Here is a 15,779-nt window from a genome sequence, read left to right as displayed (position 1 = left end):
TAGATGACATCGACTTGCATGGAGGCGCGGTGTGATGTAGGTCGGCGTCATCGGTTCCGTCGATGCGCTCGAATGCGGTTCTCGCTGGCCTGGGCGATGTCCGGCGCTGCGGCGTGTCGCCCGTGGCGTCGCGGCATACCGGTGTCTCGATATCCGGACGAGACTCTTTTTATCGTCAATATTTGACACTGTAAAATATGAATGGTATAAAAATTAACGATGGTTCACGATTGCGCTGTCGCGCGCAATCGTGCGCGGTCGCGAACCCGGAATATTCAGAACCCCCTATTGCGAAAGGAGGCGGAGATGGCGTACGAAGACGATGCCTTGGAGCGCATGCACAGAATCATGACCGAAGGCCGCTCCGCCATGGTCGAGAACATGAACCGTGTACATCGCGGCGAGCCGGCCGTGATGCGTGAACTCGCCGTCAAGGGCGAGCGAACGCCAAGCCAGCTGGCGGACGCGACGGGCAACAGCGCGGGGCGTATCTCGGCCATTCTCTCCTCTCTGGAGAAGAAAGGCTGGGTCACACGCACCATCGATCCGGAGAACCGCCGGAAGGTGATCGTGCGCATTACCCCCGAGGGGCTGCGCCTCGTCAATCTGCACAAGAAGGCCATGGATGACCGCGTGCGATGGGTGTTCGGGCAGATGGGGCGCCGCCGCACTGAGGAGTTCCTCAGCCTGTTCGAGGCCATGATGACCTACATGAGCCTGTGCGGCCCGGGCCAACCCATGCCTGATGAGGATGCGATCAGGGCCGCCTTCGAGCGCAACGGCATTCCGTACGAGCCCGCCGAGGACCGGGAAACGGTTCTTCCGGATGATGTGAAGGACAAGTTCATCATGCATCGGTGCGGGCAGGAGGGCGATGACACTGCGAAGGACGCCGACGCGGCGAATCCTGGAAAGGACCAATCGTGATACGAATCTGCAAATACCTGTCGAAGGCCGAATGGTTCCAACTGTTCGTCGGCCTTCTGTTCATCGTCGCTGGAGTCTGGCTCCAGCTCAAGCTGCCGGACTACATGGCCGATATCACCACCCTGGTGGAGACACCGGGAAGCGAGATGCATGACGTGTGGGTGGCCGGCGGCAAGATGCTGGCCGTGGCGCTTGGCGCCATGCTGACGACAGTCGCCGTCGGCTTCATCACCGCGCGCGTCTCCTCGTCGTTCACCCAGCGTCTGCGCTCCCTGCAGTTCCGCCGCGTGGAGTCCTTCGGGCCGGAGGAGCTCAACCGTTTCTCCACCGCAAGCCTTATCACGCGGTCCACCAATGACGTCACCCAGATCCAGATGTTCCTGACGATGGGTCTGCTCATGCTTGTGCAGTCGCCGATCATGGCCGTGTGGGCCATCGCGAAGATCGCAGGCAAGGGCGTGGAGTGGAGCGCCGCCACAGCGGTGGCGCTGGTGTTCGTCATGGGCTCCGTCGCCCTCATCATGGTCAAGGTCATGCCGAAGTTCCGCAGCATGCAGACGCTGACCGACAACATCAACCGCGTGGCACGCGAGAACCTCACCGGCCTGCGCGTGGTGCGCGCCTACAATGCCGAGGACTACCAGCAGGCGAAGTTCGACAAGGCCAACACCGACCTGACCGACACCCAGCTGTACACCAACCGCGCCATGTCCGTCATGATGCCGCTCATGAACACCGTCATGAACGGCCTGACCCTCGCGGTGTATTGGATCGGCGCGTATCTTATCGACGCGGCCGGTCTCATGGACAAACTCACGTTGTTCTCCAACATGGTCGTGTTCTCCAGCTATGCCATCCAGGTCATCATGAGCTTCCTCATGATGAGCATGGTGTTCGTGCTGTGGCCGCGCGCCGACGTGTCCGCCAAGCGCATCCTCGAGGTGCTCGACACCAAGCCGCATGTCACCGACGGTTCGCGCACGGAGGGTGCGAGGAACGCGGACGGCACGCCGGTGCGCGGACGCGTGGAATTCCGCGACGTGAGCTTCACCTATCCCGATGCGCGCGAGCCCATGCTCGAGCATGTGAGTTTCGCCGCGGAGCCCGGCCAGACCGTTGCCTTCATCGGCTCCACCGGCTCCGGCAAGAGTACGCTTGTGAACCTCGTGCCGCGCTTCTATGACGCCACCGACGGCCAAGTGCTTGTCGACGGCGTGGATGTGAAGGACTACACGTTGCAGTCGCTGCGCGACAAAATCGGCTATGTGCCGCAGCAATCCGTGATGTTCAAGGGAACTGTGGCCTCGAACGTGGCATTCGGCGACAAAAGCCAGGCCGGTGTGCTGCCCCAGGGCGAGAGTGTGGCGGATGTCGAAATCGCCGACACGTCCACCCCACAGGGCCGCGCCCGGGAGAAGGAGCTGCTCGCCGCGTCCCACGATGACGACTCGCTGAGCGAGGCGCAGATGGATGACGTGCGCCAGGCCGTGGCCGTGGCGAAGGCCGATGAGTTCGTGACCCGCATGGACGGCACATACGAGGCCGAGATCGCGCAGGGCGGAACGAATGTGTCGGGCGGCCAGAAGCAGCGTCTGTCGATCGCCCGCGCCGTGTGGCGTCATCCGGAGATCCTCGTCTTCGACGATTCCTTCTCCGCGCTCGACTTCCGCACCGACCATGATGTGCGCGAGGCCCTCGCTCGCAAGGCCGGGGACTCCACCAAGCTCATCGTCGCCCAGCGCATCGGCACCATCATGGACGCCGACCGCATCATCGTGCTCGACCAGGGGCGCGTGGTCGGGCAGGGAACGCATAAGGAGCTTCTCGACTCCTGCGACGTCTACCGCCAGATCGCCGAAAGCCAGCTGAGCGAAGCCGAGCTCGCCTCCTGAGGCGGCGGGGCAATCGTAGAAGCGATCTGAGAAGCGATCGCAGAGGCGAAAGGCGGCCTGCGGAATGCATGGCGCAGGCCGGCCGTTTCGCGCACACACTTGTGAAAGGACACACAATGCCAGGACCAATGGGTCGCGGGCCGGGGGCCCGGGGAGCGGCGGAAAAACCGCAGGATTTCAACGCCGTCATGGGCAAGCTCGCGCAGTACAGCAAGCGCTACCTGCCCGCCATCATCATCGCGCTCGTTCTCGGCGCGCTCGGCACGGTTTGCCAGATCGTGGGGCCCGACAAGCTCAAGGACATCACCAACGAGATCGTGGCCGGCATGCCGTCGATCGTCAACGGCGTGCCCGTGCTCAACAGCATCGATCTGCCCGCCGTCACCCGCATGGGCTTCACGCTCGTGGCGCTGTACGTGGGCTATGCGCTGTTCAGCTATGCGCAGAGCTGGATCATGGCCACCATCAGCCAGCGCACCGCCCAGAGCCTGCGTGACGACATCTCCAAGAAGATCAACCGTCTGCCGCTGCGGTATTTCGACAACACGAGCTATGGCGATGTGCTCAGCCGCATCACCAACGATGTCGACGCCATCGGTCAGACACTGGGGCAGAGCCTTGGCGCGCTCGTCACATCAGTCACGCTGTTCATCGGCGCGCTCGTCATGATGTTCGCCAACAACGTCACGCTGACGCTGACCGCCATCGGCGTGAGTGTCATCGGCCTCGTGCTCATGATGCTCATCATGCGCTCGTCGCAGAAGTACTTCGCCCAGCAGCAGCTCGCGCTCGGTCAGACCAACGGGCATGTGGAGGAGATGTACGCCGGGCACCTCATCGTCAAGGCGTATTCGGGCGAGGCCGACTCCATCCGCCGCTTCGAGCGCTATAACGACAGCCTCTACGAATCCGGTTGGAAATCGCAGTTCCTTTCCGGCCTCATGATGCCGTTCATGACCTTCATCGGCAATCTCGGCTACGTGGCCGTGTGCGTGGTGGGTGCGGCGCTCGCGATGGACGGACACATCGAATTCGGCGTCATCGTGGCGTTCATGATGTACATCCGCCTGTTCACGCAGCCGCTGGCGCAGTTCGCGCAGGCCATGCAGAACCTGCAGCGCTGCGGCGCCGCGTCGGAGCGTGTGTTCGGCTTCCTCGAGGAGCCGGAGATGGGCGCCGACGGCACCGGTACCTTCGCCGAGCACCGCGCGCAGATTGAGGCCGGGCGGGGGCGGGCGCACGCCAGCGATGCGTTGGGTGACCGGGCCCGCGGCGACGTGGACTTCGACCACGTGCGTTTCGGCTACAAGCCGGGCAAGCCGGTGATCCACGATTTCAGCGCGAGCGTCAAGGCGGGGCAGAAGGTGGCGATCGTCGGACCGACGGGCGCGGGCAAGACGACGATGGTCAACCTGCTCATGCGTTTCTACGAGCTCGACGGCGGGCAGATCCGCATCGACGGCGTGCCCACCGCGTCGATTCCGCGCTCCGAGGTGCACCGGCAGTTCTCCATGGTGCTGCAGGACACCTGGGTGTTCCAGGGGACAGTGCGCGAGAACATCGTCTACGACAAGCAGGGCGTGACCGACGAGCAGGTGCGGGCCGCGGCGAAAGCCGTGGGACTCGACCGCTTCATCGAGTCGCTGCCACAGGGCTATGACACGGTGCTCGACGACAAGGCCGCGCTGTCGGCGGGACAGAAGCAGCTGCTCACGATTGCGCGCGCCATGGTGCAGGACGCGCCGATCCTCATCCTCGACGAGGCGACGTCGTCCGTCGACACGCGCACCGAGGAGCTGATCCAGAAGGCCATGGACCAGCTGGCCGAGGGCCGCACCAGTTTCGTGATCGCGCACCGTCTGAGCACGATTCGCAACGCCGACATGATTCTCGTCATGAACCACGGCGACATCATCGAACGCGGCACCCATGAGGAGCTTCTGGCCAAGGGCGGGTTCTACGCCGACCTGTACAACAGTCAGTTCGCGTCCCTCGTGGCGTGAGGCGTGCTGGGGTGCACGTGTGAAGCGTGCGCGTGCGTGTGAGGCGCGCTGATTAGCCTCCGTTCACGGTGAACTACCGTGAACGGAGGCTTTTGTGTGTTCGATGCTTGATGAAGTGGTTGGCGGGCAGGTGCGGTTACCGGATCGGCTGTCGGGCGTCGAGGGTGCACGATTCTGCACCCTTGGTGGCGGTTGCCTTGGCGGAGGGCAGCTTTTGGCGGGGTAACTTGGGCCGAGGGTGCATGATTGTGCGCCTTCGGTGGCGGCTGCTTTGGCATGGGGTGGTTTCTGGTGGGGTAATTGGGGTCGAGGGTGCACGATGTTGCTCCCTCGGCCAATGGCTCCTCGCTCCGGTGCTCATTGCCGAATCCGCACCGGAGCATCCACACTGCGGCATGTGGAAGGCCTCGCATGGCATGCGAGGCCACAGACAAGAGGCCACAAGATAAGTGGCGGCGTCGCCGCGCCACGGCTGGTGCTGGAATGGGGCCTGGCTCCAATGGAGCTAGGCCCCAAGGCTATCTGGCGGAGACCAGCTGCTCGGCCTTCACCGGTTCGGATGCCTCCGCTCCTGCCGGGGCCGCGGTACGGATCACATCCTCGATGGAGTGGTCAAGGGCATCGATGAACCAGTCGAAGTCCTCGTCGGTCGTCGCGATATTCGGGTAGACACGCAGAATCGTGTCATTATTCGTCGAGGTCATCGTATGGACAAAGTACTTCTGCGCCATCACCGCCGCAACGCGATTGGCATAGCCCGCGCCCTGCGAATCGACGCCGAACTTGAGGCCGATCATGAAGCCGCGGCCGCGCACCTCGGAGATTACGTCGGGGTACTTCTCGCGCACGGTCTCGAGCTTGGCGAAGAATTCGGCGCCCTTGGTGCGCACATGGGTGGCGACATCGTGCTCGACCATGTACTGCAGGCAGCTGAGCGCGACGGCGGCGGAGATATTGTTGTCCTGGTAGGTGGCTGTGTGCATCATGGCGCTGTCGTAGGAGCCGTAGGCCTCTTGGTAGAGGCTGTCCTTGACCTGGATGCCGGAGACGGGCAGCACGCCGTCGCTCATGCCCTTGGCGAAGGTGAAGGCGTCCGGAATCAGGCCGTCGTAGTGCTGGAAGGCCCAGATGTTACCGGTGCGGCACGATCCGGCCTGCACCTCGTCCATAATCATGTACGTGCCGTACTTGTCGCACAGGTGGCGGACGGCGGGGAAGTAGTCCTCCTCCGGCACCACCACGCCGCCTTCGCCCTGGATGGTTTCCGCGATGAACGCGATCACGTCGCCCTTGCTCAGTTCGGCCTCCACCGCATCGATATCGCCGTAGGGGATGTAGGTGTGGCCGGCGACACGCGGCTGCCAACGACGCCATACATCCTTGCCGCCGGTGGTCACGGCTCCGAGCGTCTTTCCGTGGAAGGAGTTCAGGGTTGACACGATGCGCCTACGTTCCGGATGGTTGCGTCCGGCGGCGATGCGCACGAGCTTGAGCACGGCCTCGACGGCTTCGGCACCGCCGCCGCCATTGGTGATCGTGCGAGTGAGTTCCGGAGTGATGAGGGCCATGTCGTGGGCGAAGGCGGCGGTGATGGGCTTGAGCGCCATCGGGTCCATGGTCAGTGGCTTGGAGCGCAGGTATTTGAGCACGTTCTCAATAACAAACGGGTTATTGTGGCCAAGCAGATACACGCCGACGCAGCCGATGAAGTCAAGGCGCTTGTTGCCTTGCGCGTCCCAGATGTAGCATCCCTCGGCATGCTTGATGTCGAAGGTGAGGCCACCTTGAAGGCCAAGCTTCGTGCGGTATTCGTTCATATGCTTGAGCTGCATCTCACGGACCTTGTCTTCAGTGAGGTTGAAGGCGTCGTCCAGTGTGAGGAATCCAGGATAGAGGGTGGATGCTGCGGTCATGTCGAGTCCTTTCGTTTTTTTTGAGCGCACGCTCACTTTAAGTCCAGCACTGTGGCGCGGCGGTTACCGAATGGTTTCTGACGATTGTCGGTTGTTTCCTGTCGATTACCTGATGATGGGAGTGGCTGGTTTGTCTGAGGCGGTGTCTGGCGCTGTATTAGCTGAAGTGGGGTTATTTTGATGCGGCCTTATCTAGGGAACGCGCTCATCTTCCGGCGACGGGGTCATGCGGCTGCTTGGGGTCGCGGCGCAGAAACACGACTTCCCGTGCCAGGTCGCGTGCCGCGAGGGCGATGTGGTCGTCCCCCGACATAGCGTATTCCGTCTGTGAATTGCCCACGATGTTCAGGATGATGTCGGCGAGCAGGCTCGTCGGCGCGTCTTCGGCGATCTCGCCAATGCATCGTGCCTCTTCCAAAAAGTCAATGAGATTGAGACGCCAACAATTATGCGGCTCCACATAGGAATTTTTGTTGCGCGCCTTGACGGCCCAATACTCCACCACGACGCGCGCCTCCGCCTTCGATTCCTTCGTGACGGGAAACAGCTCGTCGATCAGGGCATAGACCGCCGCAAGCCCGTGCTGGTTCTGGATGGCCTTGCCGACGCGTGAGTTTGTATGCGCCACGACCACCGAATACACACGCTCCACAAGGGCGTCCATGTCGTCGAAGTAGCGCCACAGGAGGCTGTTCGAGATGCCGAGTTCCGCGGCCAGCGCGCGGGATGTCGCGCCGTTGATGCCGTCTCGTTCGACGAGTTTGAGATACGTCGCAACGATTTCATTGCGGCGCTGTTCGTGGTCGACGATTTTTGGCATGGTCGTCCTCCTTGAAGCGGTATAGGGATATATGTGGCGGCTGGCGGGATATGGGCGCACCGATGGTTCCATCGTAAGCGACGGAACCGCATTGTTCACGGAGGTTGGGACCGAATGTGCTCGTAGGCGTGGCGTGGGGAGGTGGAGTGGCGTGGTGCAGGGAAGCGCGTGGAGTTGAGTTGTGGCGATGGAAGGGAGGTGGCGTAAGGAGGGTGGTGCTGGGGTGCCGTGAGGGCGGGACCGCCTCAAGGGCGGCACCATCTGGAGGACTGCCCTGGGGATAGACGCTATTCTGGGAAGACGCCGCCGGAGGAGCGACATATGGCAAGGCCCATGGATATTCCACGGGCCTTGCCATATTGGATGTTGGACGGTGACAATCGTCGCGCCTAAGACGAGCGCGTGATCAGGATTCCATGCTGGTTTTGGGCGAATCCCTTGGCGTTGGCGTAAGGCGTATCGACGCAAAGTATGCCGTCGCAAAGTGTACCGGCGGCTCGGTGCAAGAATGTTCGCCGAGCCGTACGCCGAGTCATATGCGGATCGGGCTTCGCGATGTCGGCGGAGCGTTATGAGAGGAGCGTGCTACGCAGCATGAGGTAATCGTTGGGTCGCGCTAGGCGCATGATGGCGGCCTCCGCGATGCCTGCCAGCAGCGCCACCGCCGCGCATGCGACGAGCGCCGTGCACAGACCGCCGAAGACGGGCGTTCCCGATGCGTCCGTCTCACCCACGAGGTTCGGAAAATTCGCCACCGAGCATACGAGGATCGCGAGTAGCAGAACCGCTCCGGCGGCCGATGCGACCACCGAACGCCACATGCCTTCCTGTGCGCGCAGGTCCGCTCGGTGAGCGAAGGTCACGATTACCGCGATGCAGGTGAGCGCCAGAAGTGTTACGAAACCCAGCACGGCGACTCCCGAAAACCATGAGAACGCCTGCGTGAACGGGTCGAGCCGGGTGATGGCGACGGTGACAACGATTCCCACGCAGATAGCCGAGGCGACGAGAGAGGCCGCGGCGGGGGAGCCGCGACGTGCGTCGAGCGTGGCAAGACGCGCAGGCATCGCGTGAACCTGGGCCATCGACTGCATGTAGCGTGCAAGCACATTGTGGAATGACAACACTGCAGCGAAGAGGCTCGTGATAATGAGCACGCTGATAACAGCGGCGAACCATCCGCCGATATACCGCGTCGCCGTGACCTGCAGCACGTCGCCGGCTCCGAATGCGGCGATGGTCTCGGCGGTGATGCCGGCCGAACACCATGCGGTGACGAGTGCGAACGTTGATGCCGTGTACAGGATCGTGACGAAGATGACGGCCGTGTACGTCGCGCGGGGAACCGTTATATCGGGGTCGCGGGCCTCGGAGCGGTAGATGGCGGTCGATTCGAAGCCGACGAAGCTGGCGATGGCGAAGATGATGGCCACGCCCGGGGCGCCGCTGACCGTGGCACTGGGGGAGAAGGATGCGGCGAAGTTGATGCCGGTCGCGGTTACGCCAGTCACAGCATCGACCGTGCCGGAGGCATGGCGTGCGAAGATCGCTGCGCACAGGATCACCGTCACCGCGATCTCTCCTGCAATCAGGATATTGAGCACGTGCGCACTCATCGCTATATTGCGATATCCCAGCCATCCGGCGATTGCGGCGACGAGTAGTGACCACGCCCACCATGGGCTTGCTTGCCCGGTGAGCGACTGCATGCTGATGGAGATCTGTTTGCCGAGGAAACAACAAATACCGGCTTGGATCAGCGCATAGGTGAACAGCGCGAGTGTGGAGGCTCCCAGTCCCCATGCCGGGCCCAGTCCGTGGCCGATAACCGTGAAGAACGCGCCCGATCCGCCCACATGGCGGGTCATGGCGGACAGTCCGATCGAGAACAGCAGCAGTGCGAGGCCGACGATCGGGAAACTGGCGGGGAAACCCGCGCCGGTTCCGTTGAGGATACCGAGGGATGTGCCGCCGCTGAGTACAGTGAGCGGGGCTGCGGCAGCCACCACCATCATGGTGATGGCCGGGGTTCCCAGCTTGCCGCGTGGGCGGTCAGTCCTGGTGTTGCCGTCGGCGTTGTTCCCGGCCGGCGCGGTACCGGTCCTGCGGCCGGATGACATGCCACGCGTGGGTGGGCGCATCGGGGCGTCGGCGTCGCTCAGCGTGGCGGTGTTCATAATGCCTCTTCCGGCGTGTCCGGCTGTGCGATTCGATGCGGTGGATCGGTTCGTGCAGTTGCTGCGACTGGCGCGGCGCGGCGACGTTCCGCCGCGCGGCATGATGATGTGTACTGTCATGAGGGGCCCTTTCTTGACTTTGGCTCAGCCGCCCGTTTCTTTTTCGCTGACGTTCCGTTGCCCTCCCCGAGCTTCCTCGTTGGTTTCTTGGGGGATGGGCATTTCGTATGCGACGGTTCGTGCTGCGGATGGAAAGTCGGGTGAGGTCTGGCTTTGGACTTGGATATGCGGATTGCAGTGTGGAGTTATGGAGATGTGTCTGCATCGGTTCCGGTGCTGCGAGTGCCGGATGCCGCGCAGTACGTCCCGATGTGCGCTCTGGATGGATGGGATGGTGGGTCGCGCCTCGATGACGAGGCGCGCCGTTCGTGTGCGGCGTCCGTATGTCCAAAATATAAATGAGCAATTGCTCACTTTCGTGATCGTGATGTAAGCGCTCCATTACGCGATGGCCTACGATGTTTCCGCTCAAATACCGGCATGTAACATCCAGCGGCATGCCACCGATGGCGTTGCGCTGGGAGGCATGTCGTGATCGGTTCGGCACATCTTTCGTTCATGCAGTCTGTTGCGGAGAGGGGACAGGGATGGCGCGTGGTTCCATTGCCGGAAGTTCTCGTATCTGGTTCTTCTCTCCGCGGAATCTGGTTCCCCTCCGGTCGGCGGTTTCGAATCCGCGTCATGCCATGGGGCCGTCATTGATGTGGAGTGGAGCGCGGCCGCTCCACTCCGAGATGTTCCGTCGCCCAGGGGTGGGTCGCGACCTTTCCGGTGTGTCGACCGCCCTGGCACTATGCCGTTACTTGTTGCCTGGCCGCCGCCGAAGGTGCACGGTTGTGTGCCTTGGGTGTCGGTTACCGCGGTATGGGGCAGGTTCTGGTCAGGTAATCGGAGTCGAGGGTGCATGATTGTGCGCCTTCGGTGGCGGTTATCGTGGCATGGGGTGGTTTCTGGTGGGGTAACTGGGGTCGAGGGTGCACGATTCTGCACCCTTGGTGGCGATTACCTCGCGCTGGGGCGGCTCCACGTCGCCTAATCGCGGTCGAGGGTGCACAGATTCGCGCCCACGCCCCGCCTCCTGCTCACTCCATCTCGATTTTCCCGACGGACGGCTCCACAGCCGGACGCGCCGCTGTAAATGATGCCGGTGCGGGTGCGGCGCAGGGGGAATCGTGCATCGGGAAACAAAACGTGCATCGTAAAGCAAAAGAAAAAGGGTCTCGAGTCAAACTCGAAACCCTTGTTGGTCGGGCTGGCGGGATTTGAACCCGCGGCCTCTTCGTCCCGAACGAAGCGCGCTACCAAGCTGCGCTACAGCCCGTCGAACCTCAATGAATATTACACGGATTCAAACGCGATGCAAATCGGAGTGTCGTGATGGCGTGTTCGGTCATCTTTGTGACGCAATCAGGTTGCCGGTCGGCGGTGGAGTGATTGGGGTTGAGGGTGCGGGGGATTGCGCCTTCGGCGGGGGTTAGGTGGGGAATGTGGCGGTGCGGGTGGGGTAATCGTGGTCGAGGGTGCATGATGGTGCGCCTTCGGCGCGGGTTAGGGTCTCGGAGATGGGGGTGCGGTGAGGTAATCGGGGTCGAGGGTGCACGATGCTGCTCCCTGGGTTTGGGTTAAGACGCCGCGGAAGGATGACGGCGGGAAAATCGTGGATTATGCCACGCGTTGCGCGGTATCGTGGGCGAAACGTAATATAAAGAGGTTCAGAAGGCATGGCGCCGCTGACGATTTCGCGCGGCGCCGGAAGCCAACAGAAGGCACAGACCAAGCAGCGAGGATATTGTGGCTAACACCATCGAAAACGACAACAACCAGCCCGCGCCCGCCCAGACGCCGGTAACCCAGGCAACCGCAGCGCCCGAAACCGCCGAGGAAGCCAAGCAGCGCACCACCCAGAGCACCATCGACCATGCGCAGCTCCTGCTCGACCAGGACGCCGCCATCGCGGGCAAGATCGACGCCGGCGCCACCCTCGACGACGCCATCGACGCCTCCGACCCCGAGGGCCACTCCGAGCAGGTGCAGATGCGCGTGGCCAAGCGCGCCCTTATGCTCAAGGAAGGCATCCAGCCCTACCCGGTCACCCTCGACGTGACCGCCACCATCCCCGAGGTGCGCGCCAAGTACGACGGCAAGCTCGAGGCGGGCGACGAAACCGAGGACGTCGTCGGCATCGCGGGCCGCGTCATGTTCCTGCGCAACACCGGCGGCCTGTGCTTCGTGCAGCTCGCGGCCGGCGACGGCACCACCATCCAGGGCATGGTCTCCAAGAAGGAGGTCGGCCCCGATTCGCTCAAGCAGTTCAAGCAGCTCGTCGATCTCGGCGACCACCTGTACGTGCGCGGCCGCGTCATCTCCTCGAAGACGGGCGAGCTGTCGGTGTTCGCCACCGAATGGCGCATCGCCGCGAAGGCCCTGCAGCCGCTGCCGGCCCTGCACAAGGAGCTCAACGAAGACACCCGCACGCGCAAGCCGTACATCGGCATGATCGCCGACCCGAAGATCCGCGACATGGTGCGTAACCGCTCCAAGGCCGTCTCCTCGCTGCGCCACACCTTCGAGAGCCACGATTTCCTCGAGGTCGAGACGCCGATGCTGCAGACCATCCACGGCGGCGCGGCGGCACGCCCGTTCACCACGCATATGAACGCGTTCGATCTCGACCTCTACCTGCGCATCGCGCCGGAGCTCTTCCTCAAGCGCTGCCTCGTGGGCGGCATCGAGCGCGTTTTCGAAATCAACCGCGACTTCCGCAACGAGGGCGTCGACGCCACGCACGCCCCGGAGTTCACGATGGTCGAGGCCTACCAGGCATACGGCAACTACGACACCATCGCCGCGCTCACCAAGGAGCTCATCCAGACCACCGCGATGGACGTCTTCGGCAGCCACAAGGTGACGCTGCTCGACGGAACGGAATACGATTTCGGCGGCGAATGGAAGCAGATCAGCATGTACGAGTCGCTGTCCGAGGCGCTGGGCGAGGAAATCACGCCCGAGACGCCGCAGGAGCACCTGGCTCAGCTGGCCGACAAGCTCGACGTGGAGCGCGACGAGGTGGAGAACCGCGGCAAGCTCGTCGAGCACCTGTGGGAGCACTTCTACGAAGACAAGCTTTACGAACCCACCTTCGTGCGCGACTTCCCGGTCGAGACGTCGCCGCTCGTCAAGGGCCACCGCTCCAAGCCGGGCGTGGTGGAGAAGTGGGATCTCTACGTGCGCGGCTTCGAGCTGGCGACCGGCTACTCCGAGCTCAACGACCCTGTGGTGCAGCGCGAGCGCTTCCTCGACCAGGCGAAGGACTCCCTCGCGGGCGACGAGGAGGCCGGCGACATCGACGAGGACTTCCTCGAGGCGCTGGGCGTCGGCATGCCGCCGGCGGGCGGCATGGGCATGGGCATCGACCGACTGCTCATCGCCATGACGGGTGCCACGATCCGCGAAACCATCACGTTCCCGCTGGTCAAGCCGCTTCGCTAAGACGATGCTTCGCTAAGACGATGTTGCCTGTTCCGGCCATGGCGGTCTGCGTGGCCGGAACGGACAACAGAGGCTAGAACTCGAGGGTGCACAGAAAGTAGCCGACGGCGAGCACGAGGGAGAGGAACGTGGCGTGCCGGAACATGAGCCGGTAGTCGCGTTCGTCGTGGGGGAGCATCGTGTCAGACACAAGCAGCGCGGCGGATGACAGCGCCAGCAGCGTGGCGCAGATACCCGTCGCCGAGCTCTGCAGAACCGTGGTGACGCCCAGCAGCACCGCCGACAGCAGCGCCTCCGCCGCCACGATGATGCTCCCGGCCTGCCGTCCGAGCAGCACGACCAGCGTGTTTTTGCCCGCCTGACGGTCGGTGTCCGCGTCGCGCAGGTTGTTGACGCCGAGCACCGCGCAGGCCGACAGCCCGGCGCTGATGGCCCCGCATATGCCCATCGCGGTGATGCACGATGTCAGCGCGTACTGCGTACCGAGCGTGGCGACGAGGCCGAAGAACAGGAAAACGGCGAGGTCGCCCAGGCCGCGGTAGCCGTAGGGGTGTTTGCCGCCCACATAGAACCATCCGGCCAGAAGGCAGAGAATGCCGACGATGAGGAACCACCAGTGGCTGGTGGCGAAGGTGAGCACGAGCCCGGCCTCGCAGGCCAGTGCCGCGAAGACGATGGCCGCGACGAGCACGCTCGAGGGGTCGGTGCCGGAGGAGACGAGGCGCGTGGGTGCCGCCGGGGACGTTCCCGAGGATGTCGCAGAGGAATCCGTGCGAGCGCGGTCCGTGCCGCGCACGCCATCGGAGTAATCGTTGGCCAGATTCGCCGCAATCTGCAGGAAAAGCGCCACGAGAAGGCACAGCAGCCACACGAAAAGGAACGCAGACGGAACATAGGGGAGCCAGAAGCCATGGCCGACATGGCAACCGGGGCCGGGGCACGCCCGGGACTCCCGGAACCGGGATTCGATGTCGCTGATGGCGGCGGCACCGCCGATCAGCACCGGCGTCACTGACAGTATCAGTGTGCGCGGGCGAATTCCGCTCAGCAATTTCATACAACTCCGCTCTCTCTGGTTCCCATGGTACCGCCTGCGGGCGCCGTTGCGGCGTTGCGCCTGGCGGATGTTGCGCGAGAGCCAATGGCACAGAATATATACGGTCCATCGTGCCACATATCGCGCGCCGCGGCATGTCGGCGCTGCGAGAGGCGGACGGCGGGCGTTCGGTTGCCGGTCCACGATTGTTCTTGCGTGCTTCCCGGCCCTGCGAGCATGACGTCCCGAGGCTTCTGTCGATGAAATGTTTACAATGAAGATGAATCCGCGTGGTTCCGGCCTGCGGAGACGGTGCGTGATAACGGAATCATGCGCCGAGGCGGCTTCGCCTCCGCGAAACCGACAAGGAAGCAGCGCGGATGCGATGACGACGCCTCGCAATGTCGAGAGACAAAACACAAATACAGAACATATCGGAACAAAGAAGAGATAGGAAGACGATGTCTGATTCCAACTTTGCTGCGCCACAGCAGCCCGTCCAGCCGGTCCAGCCGCAGCCGGGCCAGTTCCAGCCGCAACAGCCCAACGCGTTCCAGCCGCAGCCCCAGCAGCCGCAGCAGACGCCGCAGCCGACCCAGGGGAATCCGGGCCTGCGCAATCTCCTGGTGTCGCTGAACAAGACGATTTTCTCGATCGGTGCCGATCACCCGATCAATATCACGGCGATCATCGGCGCGGTCGCCAGCCTGCTGTGCCTGATCTCGTGCTTCCTGCCCTTCGCCAGCGCCACGGCGGAGTTCTCGTACCTCGGGTACTCCGACAGCACGACGACCGACGCTGTGTCGCTTGCCAACGGCAGTGATAAAGGTGGCATGACCACGTGGGGCACGATTCTCATCGTGTTCTCCATTGTGGCGATCCTCTCCTTCTCGATGCGCAATGTCGCCACAGCCGTGACCATCATCGTTGCCGGCGCCGTGATGCTGATTGACGCCTTCCTTGCGAATAATGACATCCACAAGCAGATTGATAAGGGCCTCGACGATCAGGGCCTTGGCATGTATAGCAGCATGGTGGATATCAGCGTCTCGCTCAAGATTGCGTTCTGGCTTATCATCATCGCCTCGATCGTGGTGATTCTCGCGGGTGTGGCGATGCTGCTCCAGGTGCAGTGGGGCATCGCGACGCAGACCTTCAAGTTCGGCGAGTCCGCGCCCCAGGGCCAGGCTCAGGCGCAGGGCCAGGGCTTCCAGTCCGCCACGTCCACGATGTTCGCCGGCGCCGCCCAGCCGCAGCAGCCCGCTCCGGCTCAGTACGCGCAGCCGCAGCAGCCGGCGCAGACCCCGGTCCAGCCTGCGCAGTACGCGCAGCCGCAGACGCCGGTCGATCCCGCGCAGCAGCAGAACATGCAGTAACGTTGCGCTGACAGAGGTCTGATTCCCGTTCCGCCCCGCGACCGCCATGGCCGCGGGGCGGAATCGTCTATGAGCGCTGCCCGACG

9 protein-coding genes and 1 tRNA gene are annotated in these 15,779 nt (G+C 63.2%); 5 read left to right on the top strand and 5 right to left on the bottom strand.

The annotated features are described in order from the left end of the window. Positions 1-306: 306 nt before the first annotated feature. The 3 genes from PSRA_RS03520 to PSRA_RS03510 all read left to right on the top strand — a co-directional run bounded on the left by PSRA_RS03520 (position 307) and on the right by PSRA_RS03510 (position 4,822). Complete coding sequence (locus PSRA_RS03520; protein WP_158216307.1) at positions 307-927, top strand: MarR family winged helix-turn-helix transcriptional regulator; 621 nt, start codon at positions 307-309, stop codon at positions 925-927. Then, positions 924-2,819 carry an ABC transporter ATP-binding protein gene (locus tag PSRA_RS03515; RefSeq protein WP_094660522.1) on the top strand — a complete coding sequence of 632 codons (1,896 nt, stop codon included), beginning with the start codon at positions 924-926 and terminating at the stop codon, positions 2,817-2,819. The genes PSRA_RS03520 and PSRA_RS03515 overlap by 4 nt, the downstream gene beginning before the upstream one ends. 128 nt (positions 2,820-2,947) lie before the next feature. After that, positions 2,948-4,822, top strand: a complete 1,875-nt coding sequence (locus PSRA_RS03510) for an ABC transporter ATP-binding protein (protein WP_169712475.1) — start codon at positions 2,948-2,950, stop codon at positions 4,820-4,822. Positions 4,823-5,340: 518 nt separating this feature from the next. Here PSRA_RS03510 and PSRA_RS03505 read toward each other — a convergent pair. The 4 genes from PSRA_RS03505 to PSRA_RS03490 form a co-directional block, all read right to left on the bottom strand. Further along, positions 5,341-6,735, bottom strand: coding sequence for an aspartate aminotransferase family protein (locus tag PSRA_RS03505; protein WP_094660520.1), 1,395 nt, complete (start codon positions 6,733-6,735; stop codon positions 5,341-5,343). A gap of 205 nt (positions 6,736-6,940) precedes the next feature. Continuing rightward, the gene (locus PSRA_RS03500) at positions 6,941-7,555 is read right to left on the bottom strand and encodes a TetR/AcrR family transcriptional regulator (RefSeq protein ID WP_158216306.1); all 615 of its coding nucleotides are present in this window, start codon (positions 7,553-7,555) and stop codon (positions 6,941-6,943) included. 569 nt (positions 7,556-8,124) lie between these two features. After that, a complete protein-coding gene (locus PSRA_RS03495) occupies positions 8,125-9,732 on the bottom strand; it encodes an APC family permease (RefSeq protein ID WP_158216305.1) in 1,608 nt (535 codons plus the stop codon). Between the two features lie 1,304 nt (positions 9,733-11,036). Then, positions 11,037-11,113, bottom strand: a tRNA-Pro gene (locus PSRA_RS03490). A gap of 470 nt (positions 11,114-11,583) precedes the next feature. Between PSRA_RS03490 and lysS the strand changes: the two genes are divergently transcribed. After that, positions 11,584-13,281 carry a lysine--tRNA ligase gene (gene lysS / locus PSRA_RS03485; protein ID WP_245834868.1) on the top strand — a complete coding sequence of 566 codons (1,698 nt, stop codon included), beginning with the start codon at positions 11,584-11,586 and terminating at the stop codon, positions 13,279-13,281. A gap of 73 nt (positions 13,282-13,354) precedes the next feature. Here lysS and menA read toward each other — a convergent pair whose 3' ends face one another. Further along, the gene (menA, locus tag PSRA_RS03480; protein ID WP_094660517.1) at positions 13,355-14,338 is read right to left on the bottom strand and encodes a 1,4-dihydroxy-2-naphthoate octaprenyltransferase; all 984 of its coding nucleotides are present in this window, start codon (positions 14,336-14,338) and stop codon (positions 13,355-13,357) included. Positions 14,339-14,778: 440 nt separating this feature from the next. Between menA and PSRA_RS03475 the strand changes: the two genes are divergently transcribed. Next, the gene (locus PSRA_RS03475; RefSeq protein WP_094660516.1) at positions 14,779-15,693 is read left to right on the top strand and encodes a hypothetical protein; all 915 of its coding nucleotides are present in this window, start codon (positions 14,779-14,781) and stop codon (positions 15,691-15,693) included. Positions 15,694-15,779 lie beyond the last annotated feature (86 nt).

Source organism: Pseudoscardovia radai, from assembly GCF_002259605.1.
Taxonomy (GTDB): Bacteria; Actinomycetota; Actinomycetes; order Actinomycetales; family Bifidobacteriaceae; genus Pseudoscardovia; species Pseudoscardovia radai.
This window is presented reverse-complemented; position numbering and strand designations above follow the sequence as displayed.